At 69.4% G+C, this 16,641-nt stretch carries 5 protein-coding genes; all 5 read left to right on the top strand.

The window, feature by feature from the left end:
* Positions 1-819 precede the first annotated feature (819 nt).
* The 5 genes from IF22_RS0130850 (at position 820) to IF22_RS0130825 (ending at position 16,256) form a co-directional block, all read left to right on the top strand.
* Positions 820-10,722: a polymorphic toxin-type HINT domain-containing protein gene (locus IF22_RS0130850; protein ID WP_051708885.1), complete on the top strand. Its 9,903-nt coding sequence runs from the start codon at positions 820-822 to the stop codon at positions 10,720-10,722.
* Positions 10,723-11,302: 580 nt separating this feature from the next.
* Positions 11,303-13,513, top strand: coding sequence for a DUF8189 domain-containing protein (locus tag IF22_RS0130840; protein WP_156058017.1), 2,211 nt, complete (start codon positions 11,303-11,305; stop codon positions 13,511-13,513).
* 96 nt (positions 13,514-13,609) lie between these two features.
* Positions 13,610-14,353, top strand: a complete 744-nt coding sequence (locus tag IF22_RS0130835) for an ArsR/SmtB family transcription factor (RefSeq protein ID WP_030337865.1) — start codon at positions 13,610-13,612, stop codon at positions 14,351-14,353.
* Between the two features lie 71 nt (positions 14,354-14,424).
* Positions 14,425-15,459 carry a cytochrome P450 gene (locus IF22_RS36255; protein WP_280940616.1) on the top strand — a complete coding sequence of 345 codons (1,035 nt, stop codon included), beginning with the start codon at positions 14,425-14,427 and terminating at the stop codon, positions 15,457-15,459.
* Positions 15,456-16,256 (top strand): isocitrate lyase/PEP mutase family protein, encoded by an 801-nt coding sequence (locus tag IF22_RS0130825; protein ID WP_030337863.1) that lies wholly within the window; start codon positions 15,456-15,458, stop codon positions 16,254-16,256. Before IF22_RS36255 ends, IF22_RS0130825 begins: the two co-directional genes overlap by 4 nt.
* Positions 16,257-16,641: the final 385 nt, after the last annotated feature.

Genomic DNA, 16,641 nt, shown 5'->3' with positions numbered 1-16,641 from the left:
TTGCCGAAGTGGCGCCGCGGCTCCTTCAGGGTAGGGGCAGTAGGCAAACCGACGCTGCTGTCGAAGGCCCCGCCCCGGTTGCCCAGCGGATTGAGGCCGCGCCGGTCAACGCAAGCGTCGACGCCGAGAAGGCGTCCCTATTGCGGATTGCCTGGACAAATACGACACGTTCACGTAATCCTCAACCGAAAGCACAGTATTGACTGTGATGGATTTTGTGGCCGTGATTGCCGGCTGGTTGACGGGTGGATTCACCCGCCATGACAGGCTCGTCGTCAGTGACCGTGGATCTCCTGTCAGGCGTGGCCGGCGGACGGAAGCGTCGTTCGATGGTGGAGTCCGGCGGCGTCCATGATGGACGGCCAACGAGCCGGACGGCGTGGGCGGCAAACGGACTTAAGCCATCAAATGACCTGCCGCTTAGCGGAAAGTAATCATCCCTGGTCGCAGTGCTGATCAGCGAGCTTTCTGTGGCCGTGCCTTGACAGCCGATGGGCGGTGCTGCAACCTACAGCGGCATATCGATGAGTAACAGCACACGGGGGTGTGAAGCTGTGACCGTTGACCTGGCGGCATTGTGCCGTGCCGAGTCGTTATTGATTGTGTTGGGCGATCCGCTCCGGCGTGAATTCGGTCCGCCCGGATTGCCTCTTCCTATCTCCTGAAATTCTCGTCGACCGATGGGTCGATGCGCGCCGCCGTGCCCGTAGAGAGGTACGGCGATCACCCGTCCGACTGTGTGGGGCCTTCGCCGGTCTCGCGGTCCGTGCGTGCCTGTCTCTGCCGCTCCGCCCGTCCTCGATCCAGGGGTGACCAACCATGTCCTTCAGCACTCGGCATCTGCCCGACCCGCGCGGTCGGCTGACCGATCTGCGTGGTCGGCTCCTCCGGCACCGCTCGGTGTTCGGCTCCGGCACCACTCGATCCCTCCTGGCCGCGGCCCTCGCCGGTGTGCTGATGCTCAACCTGGGTGGCAGCGGGGTGACCGCGTTGCCGGCGGGCGGTAGCCGGGACCGTGACGGTGTCGCCTCCACCGGTCGGGGTGGCGGCGCGAAGCCAAGCCAGGCCTGGGGTTCGGCGGCGGGCAAGGCGCACGTGACGTCCGGACGACCCAACCGCGACCTTCCGAAGTCGCTGCGCGGGCAGTACCCGCCGCACAAACTCGCCGACAAGCCGGCCCCCGGGCGTAACAAGGCGTCGGTGGCCACCGCACCCGTCGACGACACCCGCGGCTTCGACAAGCGAACCAGCCGGGAACGACCGGCCGAGCGCGCTGTCGACCAACGCGTCTTCGACAACGCCGACGGCACCCAGACGACCGAGTTCTCCTCCGCCCCGATCAACTACCGCAAGCCCGACGGCAGCTGGGCGGCCATCGACCACACTCTGGTGCCCGCCGCCGACGGGTGGCAGACCACTGCCGACTCGGTCGGACTGCACCTCGCCGGGAACGGCGCGGCGAGTCAACTGGCCCGGCTGAGCTTCGACGGTGACACCGAGTTCGGCTTCGGCCTGGCCGAGGCGACCAACGCACCGGGACGGATGAACGGCACCGCCGTCACCTACCCCGGCGTACGCCCCGAGGTCGACCTGCGCCTGGAGCCGCGAGCCGGTGGCGTGAAGGAAACCCTGGTCCTGCACTCGGCCAAGGCGCCCACCTCGTACGTGTTCCCGCTGAACCTGCGCAACCTCACCGCGAAACTGGTCGACGGCCAGATCGTCCTGACCGACCGGGCCGGGCACCAGCGCGGGGTCATCCCGCCGGGTTACATGGTGGACGCCGGCTCGGGCACGGCTGGTCCCGCCACCTCGACCAAGGTCGCCTACGAGCTGATCACCACGGGTGGGCACACCGCGCTGAAGGTAACCCCCGACCGGGCCTGGCTGGCTGACCCCGCCCGGCGGTACCCGGTCGAGGTCGACCCGACTGTCGGCCCGCCGGTGGACGCGCTCAACTCCGACAGCAGCATGTCCGTGCACGGGGGTAGCTCCACCTCCGGCACCAACGAGTTGCTCGTCGGGCGCTTCCCCTCCACGGCGTGCCCCGGGGGCAACTGCGGCGGCGATTTCAACGCCGCGGCCTACCTCAAGTTCGGCAACCTCGTGAGCCGGCTGCAGAACCACACCATCCACGGCGCCGCGCTCTCCGCTGTCAACTTCGACGCGGCCTCCTGCAAGGCACGCGCGGTCACCGTCCACCCGGTCACCGGGTCGTGGTCGGCCGGCACCGGCTACTCGTACCCGGGTCCGTCGGTGGGTGGCGCGCTGGTCAGCCGCTCGTTCGCCCACGGGTACGTCGCTCTCGGCCAGTCCAGGTCCGCCTGTCCGGCGGCCGGGGAGATGTTCGACCTCGGCGCCGGTGGCCGTAACCTGGTGCAGCGGTGGGCCAACGGCCAGCAGGCCAACAACGGTCTCTCGCTGCGGGCGTCCACCACCGACACGTCGGCGTGGAAGAAGTTCGCCGGCACCGGCACTGCCAACCCGCCGGCGCTCTACGTCACGCACAGCCCGTACAACGCCGGGTACGCGATCCCGAAGCCCACCCCGGAGCCGCCCGTCCTGCGAAACCAGGACGGCAAGGTGAAGGTGACAGTCACCAACCTCGGCGCCGAGGCGTGGACGCCGGCCAACTACTACCTCGCCTACCGGGTCTACAACGCGCAGACCGGTGCCGCAGTGACCCAGCAGCGGGCCGCCAACCTGCCCACCACCCTGGCCCGTGGCGCGAAGGTCACCCTCGACGCGACGGTCAAGCGGTTGGAGCCCGGCTCCTACTTCCTCGACTTCACCATGGTGCGTACCGGCGGAGCGGTCTTCACCGACCACCAGGTGCCACCCGGTCGGATCGTGCTCCAGGTGTTCGACGTGCCGCCGGTGGTGCAGGAGCTGTACCCGGAGAACGGCTACCAGGCGCCCACGCTCACCCCGTTGCTCTGGGCCCGGGCCGTGGACACCGACGCCGCACCCGGCGCCACCCTGTCGTTCAAGTTCGAGATCTGCGACCGCACCGACGCCGGCGCGGCCACCAACTGCACCAACTCCGGCTACCAGGCGAGGCAGTCCTGGGTGGTGCCTGCCGGCCGGATGGTCTGGGGCAAGAGCTACCTGTGGCGGTCGTACGTCAAGGACAGCGCCAGCGAGGTCACCTCCCCGTACTCGACGATGTTCAGCTCGGTGCCGCAACCGGACCTGCTGTCCCGGATCGCCACCTCACCCAACGCCGAGCAGGGTCGCGAGTTCGACGCGCAGACCGGAAACTTCGCCACCTCGGCGGTGGACGCCACCGTGGTGACGGTCGGGCCGGAGCTGAACCTGGTCCGCACCTACAACAGCCTCGACCCCCGCACGACAGGTGTCTTCGGCGCAGGGTGGTCCAGCCGGTACGACATGACGCTGGTCCCCGACAACGACGGCACCGGCAACGTGGTGGTCCGCTACCCGGACGGCCAGGAGGTGCGGTTCGGCAAGAACCCCGACGGCACGTACGCCCCGCCGCCGGGCCGGGTCGCGAAGCTCACCGTCGACAGCAGCAACTGGAAGCTGGTCGACCGCTCCGGCAGCATCTACCAGTTCTCCCTGCTCAACAAGCTCCAGAAGATCACCGACGTCTCCGGACGTTCGGTGAATCTGATCCCCGACCCGATGACCGGCAAGCTCGCCAAGGCGCAGGTCGCCAACAGCCAGAGCAACACCGCCGGCCGGTCGCTGCGCTTCACCTGGAACGGCAACCGCATCGCCACGGTCAGCACCGACGCGGTCAACGGCGCGGCGCTGACCTGGAACTACACCTACACGGGTGACCTGCTGACCAAGGTCTGCGGCCCGGAATCCGCCTGCACCAACTACACCTACGCGCCCGGGTCGCACTACCGCACCGCCGTTCTCGACGCCAAACCCGACTCGTACTACCACCTCGGTGAGGCCGAGGGCACCGGCGCGGCCAGCGACGTGGCGATCAACCTGGGCAAGGACGCCGGCACGTACCGCAACAACGTCACGCTGGGCCAGCCCGGCGTGCTGGAGGGCACCACCGGCACCGCCGCCGGCTTCAACGGCACCTCCGCATACCTGGAGCTGCCCAAGGGCCTGATCAAGAAGAGCCGCGACGTCTCCGTCGAGCTGTGGTTCAAGATCGGCCTGACCCAGACCGGCGGGCCGCTCATCGGCTACCAGGACAAGGCCGTCGGCACCGCCGCCACCAGCGGCGTCCCGCTGCTCTACACCGGCAGCGACGGTCTCCTGCGCGGCCAGTTCGCCAACGGCACGATCGCGCCGTTCACCTCGACCAAGGTCGTCAACGACAACCAGTGGCACCACGTGGTGCTCTCCGCGATGGCCAACACCCAGACCATGTACCTCGACGGGGTCAAGGTTCCCACCCCGGCCGCGCAGACCGGGCAGCCGATCGAGCACTCGCTGTTGACCTTCAACCAGGTCGGCCTCGCCTCGGCGACGACGCCCGGTTCGTGGCCCGGCTGGGGCGGCACCGCCCAGCGTTACTTCGCCGGCACCATCGACGAGGTCGCCGTCTACTCCCACCCGATCGGGCCGGACACCGCCAAGGCGCACTTCCAGTACGCCAAGCCGGCCGCCCAGCAGCTGACCCGGGTCACCCTGCCCAGTGGCCGGGTCGCCACCGAGGTCGAGTACGACACGGCCACCGACCGGGTCAAGGAGTACACCGACGACAACGGCGGTACCTGGAAGGTGGGCCAGCCCACTGTCTACGGCGGCGACACCGACCTGCGGCGCAGCGTCCAGGTCCTCGATCCGGCCAACCGCCCCTACCTGTACGAGTACGACGCGCTCGCCGGTCGTCTGCTGCGCTCCGGCACCCCGCTGGGACTGGAGACGCGGGAGGAGGACCGGCCCGGGCAGACCAGCCCGACGCCGAGCCCGCCGCCCACCGAGGTCTGCACCCAGCCCGACCCGAACGACCCCGCCTTCTGCACGGTGATCCCCGGTGACGCCGGTGGGCCGATCTTCGTGCGGCACCCGTTGGACGGCATGGCCATCCGCTCGTTCTCCTACAACGAGGACGGCCAGCAGAGCATGGTCACCAACGAGAACGGCGACACGGTCGAGATGACCTACGACAGCAGGGGCCGTCTCGCCACCCGCAAGAGCTGCCGTACGCCCACGCAGTGCTTCACGAACTACTACACCTACTCGACCACCATCACCGACCAGTTCGACCCTCGGATCGACCTGGTGGTGGCTCAGCGCGACGGCCGCTCCACGGGGCCGACCGACAACAACTTCCTGACCTCCTTCACGTACCACCCCAGCGGACAGCTGCTCACCCAGACCAACCCGGACGGCAGCCTGGTCACCCACGCCTACACCAGCGGCGGCGAGGTCGGCGTCAACGGCATCATCCCGCCCGGGATGCTGGCCAGGAGCATCACCAACGCCCAGACCAAGCCCACCGCCTACGCGTACTACGCCAACGGTGACCTGCACAAGGTGACCGAGCCCTCCGGGCTGGTGACCGAGTACACCTACGACGCGCTCGGCCGACGGATCACCGAGAAGGTCATCTCCGACACCTATCCCGCGGGCGTCACCACCACCTTCACCTACGACGGACACTCACGGGTCGCCACCGTCACCGGGCCGGTCACCACCGACACGGTCACCGGCAAACAGCACCAGAGCCGAACCGTCAACGAGTACGACGCCGACGGCAACCCCACCAAGGTCACCGTCTCCGACCTGCTCGGAGGTGACCCCGAGCGGGTCACCAGCACCGAGTACGACGACGAGGGCCGGCCGGTCCGGGTCGTCGACCCGGAGGGCAACGAGACCAGCTTCGGCTACGACCGGTTCGGCAACAAGACGACAATGACCGACGCCAACGGCAACCGCTACGACTGGGCGTACACCGCCCAGAACAAGGTGGCCGAGGTCCGGCTGCGGGACTGGCGCAGCGACCCGGCCGGTACCCCCGGCACCGGCACCGGCGACTACCTCGTCCTGCACTCCTACTCGTACGACTTCGCCGGGCGGTTGGCCAGCGACACCGACGCCATGGGCCGGCGACTGGAGTACAAGTACTACCGCGACGACCTGCTGGAGAAGATCACTCTCAAGGACTTCCGTAACCCGGACGGCTCCAAGCGGGACTACGTCGTGGAGGAGAACACCTACGACGGGGCCGGCAACGTGACCCGCAAGGTCGGCGCCAACGGCACCCAGATCACCGACCACACGCCGGACAGGGCCGGCAAGGTGGCGAAGACCGTCCAGGACCCCAGCGGGCTGCGCCGCACCGAATCCTTCACCTACGACTTCAACGGCAACGTCAAGCAGGTCGTCCGCACCGGTAACCCGTCGAACCTGAGCTGGTTGGTGCCGGCCACCTCCGAGGTCGTCGACTACACCTACGACGACTCCGGCAACGTGCTCACCGAGAAGGTCACCGCCGGCAGCGAGACCCGGGTGACCAGCTACACGTACGACAAGCGTGGTCTGCGCATTTCGGTGACCGACCCGCGCGGCAACGTCTCCGGCGCCGACAAGGCAAAGTTCACCAGCACCTTCCGCTACGACGAACTCGGCCGCCCGATCGGGCAGAGCGGCCCGACCGTCCTGGCCGAGAGCGACGGGAACCCGGCCGTCCCCACCAGCCCGACCAGCTCGGTCGGCTACAACACCTTCGGCGAGCAGGTCGCGGTCAAGGACCCGCTGGGACGGGTCTCCACCTCCGAGTACGACAAGCTCGGCCGGGTGGTGCGCAGCCTCGCCCCGACGTACCAGGCTCCCGGGGTCTCCCAGACGGTCACCCCGGAACACAAGCGCCGCTACGACGCCGTGGGCAACGTGCTGGAGGAGACCGACCCGGCAGGCACCACCAGCTACACCTACGACCAGCTCAACCGGCTGACCGTCCGGGACGAGCCGGCGAAGACCAACGACGACCGGGCGCTCACCCGTTACACCTACACCCGCACCGGTGAGGTCCTCTCGGTCACCGGCCCGACCGGCGCGCGGGTCGAGTCGACCTACGACGATCTCGACCGGCAGGTGACCCAGACCGTCGTGGAGCGGCGGCCGACCACCCGCAACCTGGTCAGCAAGCTCGCCTACGACGACGCGGGCAACCTGACCTCGTCGTCGTCCCCGACCGGGGCGACCACTGTCAACACCTTCAACGCAGCCGGTGAGATCACCCGCAGCACCGCCCCGACCGGCGAGGCCACGATCTTCGGGTACGACTTCGCCGGCCGCCAGGTCCGCGTCTCCGACGGCCTCGGTCGCACCACCCGGACCGGGTACGACCAGTTCGGCAACCAGACCAGCACCATGAACCTCAAGGCCGACGGCACGGTCCTGCGCACCCAGAGCTACGGCTACGACGAGGCCGGAAACATGACCTCGTCGAAGGACCCCTACAACACCGTCACCACCTACGAGTACGACGCCGCGGACCAGCTCGTCACGCAGGTCGAGCCGACCGACGCGGACCCGATCACCACCACCTTCGGGTACGACGCCGCCGGCAACCGGACCCGCTACACCGACGGCCGCAACAACTCCACCATCTACACCTACAACACGTTGGGCCTGCCGGAGTCGGCGATCGAGCCGTCCACGGCGAGTCACCCGAACGCCGCGGACCGGACCTGGACCGTCGCGTACGACGCCGACGGCAACGCCGTGCGGCTCAGCGCCCCGGGTGGGGTGAGCCGCACGCGGACCTACGACGCGTCCGGTCGACTGACAGTGGAGACCGGTTCCGGGGGTGACACCCCGACCGCGACCCGGACCCTGGACTACGACCAGGGCGGCCGGTTGACCAGCGTCAACGCCCCCGGTGGCAGCAACACGTACGACTGGAACGACAGGGGTGGGCTGCTGTCCACCGCCGGCACGTCCGGCACGGCGAGCTTCGACTACAACGACGACGGCCAGCTGACCACCCGCACCGATCTGACCGGCACCGCCACCTTCGGCTACCTCAAGGGTCGCCTCGACACCCTCACCGACGGGATCACCGGCCAGCAGCAGAAGCTGGACTACGACGCCGCCGGTGACGTCAAGACCGTCGACTACGGCGCCGGCCGCGTCCGCACCTTCGGGTACGACGACTACGGCCGGATCGAAAGCGACGTGCTGCGCAACGGGGGTGGTCAGACGGTGGCCTCGGTCACCTACGGTTTCGACCTGAACGGCCACCTCACCAGCAAGAACACCACCGGCACCGCCGGCGCCGGCAACAACACCTACGACTACGACAAGGCCGGCCGGCTGATCTCCTGGACCAGTCCGGCCGGGACCGTCACGTACGCCTGGGACGCCAGCGGCAACCGGATTCGGGCCGGGTCCAAGACCGCCACCTTCGACGAACGCAACCGGCTGCTCTCCGACGGCGACTACACCTACGCGTACACCCCGAGGGGCACCCTGCGGACCCGGACCAGTTCCGGTCTGGCCGAGCAGTACTCGTTCGACGCCTTCGACCGCCTCACCGCGGCGCAGGGCCAGACCTACAGCTACGACGGGCTGGACCGGCTGACGTCCCGTACCGGCAACTCCTTCATCTACGCCGGCCTGGGCGACGAGGTGGTTCACGACGGCGTCGAGTACTACGGTCGCGGGCCGAACGACGAGCTGCTCGCCACCGCCCAGGGCGCCGACAAGCGCCTGTCGCTGACCGACGCCCACGGTGACGTGGTGGCGGCGATCAACCCGGCCGACACCCAACTGTCAACGCTGAACGACTCCACCGCGTACGACCCGTTCGGCAAGAAGGTGACCAGTGTCGGCAGCACCGGCCGGTTGGGCTTCCAGGGGGACTGGACCGACCCCGACACCGGGCAGGTCGACATGGGCGCCCGCTGGTACCAGCCCGGCACCGGAACGTTCACCTCGCGGGACAGCGTCAACTACACCACCGGCGACTCGATCCTGGCCAACCGCTACACCTACGGGGCTGGCGCCCCGCTGGACTTCGACGACCCGGACGGGCACTGGCCGCGCTGGGTGAAGCGTGCCGCGAGCGCGGTAGCGAACGTCACCTCCAATGTGGTCAAGACGGCGTACAACGTCGGCGCCTCCATCTACAACGGCGCCAGGAGCCTCGTCTCTTACACCGTCAACCTGGCCGTGTCCGGCCTCAAGGCAGTCGGCCGGGTCATCTCCAGCACCGCGAAGTGGCTCGGCGAAAAGACGATGAACGCCGTCCGCTACGTCGGCAAGCAGATCCAGTCTGGAGCCAAGCAGCTCGCCCGCGCTGCCGACTGGGCAAAACAGCAGAAGCAACTCGTTGCGCAACGCATCTACCAAGCCAAGGTCGCGGTGACAGCCGCCGCGAAGTCGGCCATCAAGAACGCGGTCAAGTTCACCAAGTTGCCGGTGATCCAGGCCCTGACAAAGCCCATCATCGCGCTCGGCAAGGTGGTGTCCACCGGTTTCAAGGTGGCGGCGAGCGTCGTCGCGGTCACCACAATGGCCATCAAGGACCCGCAAAAATACAGCCAGAACCTCTGGCTGGAAGCCGCACAGAGGTTGACGCCGCTCGTCGAGGGCGCCGAGAAGATCTGGGACAAGGCGACCCAGTTCGTCGACGAGCACGCCGCCGAGATCGCCGGCTTCGCCGTCGGTGCCGTCGTCGGTCTGGGCTGCGGCGCGGCGATCGGCTGGACCGGTGTCGGGGCGGTGGCCTGCGGGGCACTCGCCGGGGCGGTCGGCTCGGCGGTCACCGGCTACATGGACGGTAAGCGCGGGTCAGATCTTGCCGGCGCCACCGCCATGGGCGGTCTCACCGGCGCTCTCGGTGGTGCGCTCGGCTCCATCGGTGGCCAGGCGCTGGGCGCGGGTATCCGTGGGCTGAGCGGTGGGCTCCGGTCGGCCGGCAGCAAGGCGCTCAACGCGGGCGTGGGCGAGGCCCGCAGCATTGGTCGAGGTCTGCTCGGTAAGTGCGCCAGCAACAGCTTCACCGGCGAAACGCGGGTGCTGATGGCGGACGGCAACTCCAAGCGCATCGACCAGGTGCGGGTCGGCGAGAAGGTGCTCGCCACCGATCCCACGACCGGACGTACCGAGGAGCGCGCGGTTACGGCACTCATTCTCGGAGCGGGTACCAAGGACCTCGTCGAGGTCACTGTCGACACAGACGGCAAGAAGGGTGACCGGACGGAGAAGCTAACCGCCACGGCCAGCCACCCGTTCTGGGTCGCTGTTCAGAACCGATGGGTCGAGGCGAAGGACCTTGCGAGCGGTTATGTCTTCGAGACAGCTGACCACCGGCCAGCGTCTGTGGTTGCCACTCGCAAGTGGACCGACCAGCGTCAGGTATACAACCTCACGGTCGATGTCATCCACACGTACTATGTGGTAGCTGCGGATGCTTCAATCCTTGTTCACAACTGCGGCGAAGACTTCATTGAGAGCGCAGCGGGTGATCGTCTCTATGGGCCATTCCATCGACTGTGGTCTCCTACGCAGGGGGACGAGGTGGCTGCTCAGATGGTGGATAGTGGTGAACTTTGGGGCAGGGTCGCGCGAATTTCGTTCCAGGATCGGCCGATGGTTCAGGCTTATCGGGGGGCCTTGCCGGACGGTAAGCGGGGGGTCGAGTTCTACACGCCGGTCCAGCCACTGTCTCCGCGTAACTCACCCCCCGGTGAGGCTCGGTGGCCCGTCGGGCTGCCGGGCGTGAGGCACGAAGATGTTTATGCGAAGATAAAGATTATCGTCACACGAAACACCCAAGGATAAGTGATGGAAGAAGATCGGTTCGGTACATCTGTCGAATTGGACGACGGGGTCGTGGTCGTTCGACTTGATCTAGAGACGGCCGAGTGGCTTTGGGACGCACTTTATGCGCTCGGTGAACACGTCGCTGCTGGTGCGAAGTTCGAGACAATGCCAGCTGATATGGCGGAGAGATTAGGCTCCCTGATGGGAAAACTGTCGAATATTGTGCATTCGAGAGGCGGTGATTCGTAACAGCTTGTTTCTGGCGTTCGAAGGCGTTGACTGAATGCTATTATCGACGGACCCGATTTCTTGTTGGAGCCGAGACCAATTCTGTTTAGGTAAACGTGACTTCTTTAGATCCGTTGCCGCTGATCACGGTTGAAGGCGTAGTCGAACACCGGCCGAATTGCGATCTGGGATTAGAGTATGGGTGGGGATGAGAGTTTTGGTCCAGCAAATCCGAGTATGGCTGCTTCCCAAGAAGATAGTTGCGGCGTTACTGAGTGCGACATTGTTCGTCGGACTGATCGCTGGTGCGCCAACGGGCGTCAGCGCCGACGCCGCCGGTAGGGGTGGTGACTTCGTACCGATCGACAGCGTGCCCCTTCTGGACACCCGGGACGGCACCGGCGGCACGACCGGTGTGCGGGGCGCCAAGTCGGTCACCACGTTCAACGCCGTCGGCATCGCCGGTATCCCGACCAGCGGGGTCGGCGCGTTGATGGTCGACGTGACGGCGATCTACCCGACCGCCAACACGTTCCTGACCATCTACCCGGACCTGACGGAACCGAAGGCGTCGGCCATGAACGCCTCGATCGGCGAGGTCATGACCAACTCGGCGGTGGTCAAGCCTGGTACGAACGGCAAGCTCGCGGTGCGCAACGCGGGCGGCAACGTCCACATCAGAGTGGATGTGGTGGGTTACTTCACGACCGCCACCGGCAGCGTCGGATCCGGCTTCGTGCCGGTGGACCACACCCGGGTGGTCGACACCCGAACCGGGCAGGGGATCACCGCCGGCACGATGCCCACCCGTGGGACGCGTACCGCCAACATCTACGGCGGTGGGCTGGTGCCCAGTTCCGCTACGGCGGTCATGCTGGACGTCGTGGTGATCGGTGCGACCGGCAACGGCTGGATGACCGTCGGGTCGAGCACGGCCGCGGAGACCGGCATCGACTACGCCAAGGGCGCCACCTCGATGGGGATGGTCGTCAAACTGAACCCCGGTGCCGGCTCCGTGACGCTGGAGAACCGCGGTTCGGCCGTGCATGTTGCCATCACCGTCCAGGGCTACTGGACCGGCAGCTCCACCACCGGCGCCGGCCTGCGCACGGTTCCGGCGGTCACCCTGTACGACAGCCGTTTCCCCAGCGGCGCCCAGCCGGTGCCCGCCAACGGCACCGTCGATGTCGCGGTCGCCGGCACCAACGGCCTGCCGACCCGTGGCATCGCCGCCGCCGTCCTCAATGTCCATGCGGTCGCCCCGACTGTCGACGGGTTCTTCACCGTCACGCCGCTGGGCAGCACCGCGAACACCGTCTCGACGACGAATTTCCCCGCCGCGCACGTCGCCCGGTCCAGCATCGTGGTGACCAAACTGGGCACCGAGGGGAAGGTACGGATCAAGAACGCCAGCAGTGGGACCGTGCACCTCGTGGTCGACCTGCAGGGCTGGTTCGCCGACCCGCTTCCGTTCCTGCCCACCGAGTCCTTCTCCCGCTCGACGGCTTTGCAGGGGCAGCCGAGCGATGGCAGCGCGCTCGGGGTCATCGTCTACGCGCACACCGACAACACCGGTCAGGTGCGGGTCGTGCACCAGCAGAACCCGGACGACTTCACCAGCGTGCAGCACATCCCCCAGTTCGGTGCGGAGGCGTTCACCGGGCAGCCTGCGTTGAACGTGCAGAGTGGCAACAAGCAGGTGCAGATCAGCGCCCTGCACACCACCGGCACCGTGTGGACCGGTGCCCAGACGGCGGCGAACGCGGCGACCTGGGCGACGACCGGGAACCTCGGCGGCACCATGGTCGGCCGGCCCGCCACTGTCACCCTCGCCGACGGCACCAGCGTGATCTTCGCGGTGGACGTCGACGGTCGCCTGTGGCACTACCGCCAGAGCGGGACGGGTGCGTCGTGGAAGAGCCTCGGCGACGTCGACCTCACCGGCGGCGTGACAGTGGTGAATGTCGACACCGGTGTCCGGCTGGTCTCCACCACCATGACCGGCACCATCAAGACCGCTGTCTACTCCACCGACGGCACCCTCAGCGCTTGGGTGGACCTGGGCGGGAACGTGACCGGGGTGCCGGCCGCCTTCCTCAACCAGGGCTACCGCACCGGCGTGGTGGCCCGTGCGGCCGACGGTTCGCTGATCACGAAGAAGCAGGAACTGGGCGGCGCCTGGCCGAGCACCTGGCAGACGGTGGGCACGTTCACCGCGGCCGGGTCCCCGGCCGCGATCCTCGACCCGGCCTTGGGCCGGATCGCTGTTGTCGCCCGCGGGCCCGACAACGAGATGTACCGGGTGTACGAGACCGAGCAGGGCTCCGGCACCTGGGGTGAGTGGCTGCGCCTGTACGAGAACCCGAGCGACCCGACCGCCGCCACCGCCGCCACCGATCCCAGCATCGCGCCGATCCAGAACTCCGGCGGAACCGGATTCGTGGTGGTGTACCGCAACCGGAACAACACCACCATCGCGCTGGACCGGCGGTTCGCCGCCCCCGGTGGGATGGCGGCAGCGAAGGTGAGCCCGTCGCAGGTCAGCTTCGGCGCGCACCTCATCCCGACGCCGAAGGACTGATCCTCGGCATCACGAGGACCGGGGGCCTCCGTCAACCTGACGGAGGCCCCGGGTCGCTGGTCACCGGTGCGTCGGCTGCCTTTCTAGACTGAGGCGATGAGCGTTGGCACCGACGGCCGGGGGATGGCCGAACTGGCCGCCCTGCTGGCCGACGGCACCCGCGCCGGGATGTGCCTGGCCCTGCTCGACGGGCGGGCGTGGACCGCCGGTGAGTTGGCCCGGCGCGCCGGCGTCGCCCCGTCGACGGCCAGCGACCACCTCACCCGACTGGTCCGCGGTGGGCTGCTCGTCGAGGAACGACAGGGTCGGCACCGCTACCTGCGACTGGCCGGGCCGGCGGTGGCCCAGCTGATCGAGGACCTGGCCGGCCACGCCCCGGCCACCCCCACACCGACCGGGTCGCTGCGCGCGGCGACCGCCAGCGCCTCCCTGGCGTACGCCCGGACCTGTTACGACCACCTCGCCGGGCGGCTGGGCGTGTTGATGTACGACGCGCTGCTCAGCGCGGGCCGGCTCGACCGGTCCAGCGGGCTGGCGCTGACGCCCGACGGCTGGGCCTGGGTGAGCGGGTTGGGCGTACCCGTGGACGTGCTGCGCGCCGCCCGCCGCCCGGTGGTCCGCGACTGCCTGGACTGGACCGAACGCCGCCCGCACCTGGCCGGCGCGCTCGGCGCGGCGCTCTGCCGCCGCTTCACCGACCTGGGTTGGATCAGCCGGGGCGCAGGCCGCGCCGTCCGCCTCACGCCCACCGGCCGCCCTGGCCTGGCCGCGGCTCTGGCGGTCCCCGACCACACCCTCGACCCGCCGGTAGCCCCGCCGCCCAGGAGCGGCCGCGCCTGACGATTGTGCGCGCCTGACGGGGGCGGGATCGTTCGGTGCGGGGCGAAAGGTTCGCGCCCTACGGTCGGGCGGTGACAGACACCTGGCCCGTCATCGCGCCCGCCCCGGGAACCCCGGCGTGTGGGCCACCCTCGTTCGCACCGGAGCGCGGCTGGTGGGTGACCCGGCACGCCGACGTGCGGGCCGCACTCACCGACCCGGCGTTGCGGGTGCCGCCCGTCGACACTGGTCCGTTCGGCACCCTCGCCTGGCTGCGCGCCACGGTCAGCCGGTTCAGCGCGCCGCGACAGCACGTCGACCGTCGGGCCGTCGCGGTGGCGGCGCTGGCCCCGCTGGACCCGGACGAGCTGCGACACGATGCGGTCCGGCTGACCGTGGCCGTTCTCGACCGGGCCGGCGACCGGGTCGACGTGATCCGGGAACTGGCCCGGCCGGTGCCGTTGCGGGCGTTGGCCGCTCGGCTCGGTTTCGCGGATCCGGCAGCCGCCGGGACGGCGGTCGCGGTCGTCGCGGCCGCGTACCACCCGGGGGTGGACCCGGCGTCGACCGCGCGGGCCGACCGGGCGGTGGCGGCGCTGCTGGCGCTCGCGCCAGCGGGACCCCCGGTGGTACGGGCGAACCTGATCGGCCTGCTGGTCCAGGCGTGCGACGCGACCGCCGGCCTGATCGGCGCCGCCGCCCATCACCTGTTGCCCCCGGCCGCCCCGGAAACGCCCGCCACAGCACTGACCGCCGACCTGCTGGCCGAGGTGCTGCGCCTCGACCCGCCGGTGCGCGCCACCCGACGGGTCACCGTCGACGCGGTACGGCTGGGCGGGCAGGATCTGCCGGCGGGCACTCCGGTGCTGCTGCGTTTCGACGCGGCCAACCGCGACCCGCGGGCGTTCACCGACCCCGCGAGGTTCCAGCCCGGTCGGTCCGGTGCCGGACTGTTGACGTTCGGGACGGGGGAGCGGGGTTGCCCCGGCGACCGGCACGCCCTGGCGCTGGCCAGCGGGGTGATCGACGTGCTGCGGGAACGCTGCCGGCGTAGTCCGACCCCGGTGCGTCACGAGCCGCACTCGACAGTGCGGGTGCCGACAGATCTGGAGGTGAGCGTCCGATGATCGACAGTCGTGCCGCGTTCCACGCCCTGCACCGCGCCGGCCGCCCACTGCTGCTGCCCAACGCGTGGGACCACGCCTCGGCGGCGGCGCTCGCCGCGCGAGGCCACCCGGCCATCGGCACCACCAGCCTCGGGGTCGCCGCGACCACCGGCCGTCCCGACGGCGCGGCGGCCACCGCTGGAGAGACCCTCGCCCTGGCCCGCCGCCTGGCCGGGTTGCCGGTGCTGCTCAGCGTGGACGTGGAGGGCGGGTTCAGTGACGACCCGGCGGAGGTCGCCGCGTACGTGGCGGACCTGGCCGGGCTCGGCGTGGTCGGGATCAACCTGGAGGACGGCCGCCCGGACGGCACGCTTGCCGACCCCGAGTGCGTCGCCGACAAAATCGCGGCGGTGAAGGCGGCGGTGCCGGACCTGTTCGTCAACGCCCGCACCGACACGTGGTGGCTTGCGGTGGCCGACCCGCTGCCGCAGGCCCTCGCCCGAGCCCGCGCCTACCGGGCGGCCGGCGCGAACGGGATCTTCGTGCCGGGCACCGTCGACGACGCGACGCTGCGGGTCCTCACCGAGCGGGTCGACGCTCCCGTGAACGCGCTGTACCAGCCCGGCGGCCCGGGGCTGACCGAGCTGGGCAGGGCCGGGGTGGCCCGGGTCAGCACCGGCTCGCTGCTGTTCCGGGCAGCACTGGGCGCCGCGCTCGACGCCGCCGACGCCGTCCGCCTCGGCAGGCCCACCACCTCGTCGGGCCTGCCGTCGTACGCCGAGGTGCAAGCCCTGGTGCCGCCGCCCGCCGCCGACTGACGGCGCCCGCCGCCGCCCGCCGCCGACCGACCGCGACTGACGGCGGCGGCCGGCGACTGACGGCGGCGGCCGGCGACTGACGGCGACGGAGGGTGGCGGCCTGTGGCCCGACGGTGTCCGCCGGCTGCCCCCGGCCCGCGCGGGCAGTGGCCCGATCAACCGGCGCCAGTGGGTGAGGGTGCGTTCCGGCGCCTTTGGAGCTGAATCGTTGACGACATCACAGGCCGGCTGCCGGCCCAACCACCCCCTGCCCGCCCCTGCCCCGCGTCCCCGCCCTGCCCGCCGCCCACCCTGTTGATCAAGAGGTTTGCGTCACCGGAACGGCTTCGGATGACGCAACCCTCTTGATCACGTCACGGTGGCGGTCGGTGGGCGGGTGTGGGGG

Source organism: Micromonospora parva, from assembly GCF_000718515.1.
Taxonomy (GTDB): domain Bacteria; phylum Actinomycetota; class Actinomycetes; order Mycobacteriales; family Micromonosporaceae; genus Micromonospora; species Micromonospora parva.
This window is presented reverse-complemented; position numbering and strand designations above follow the sequence as displayed.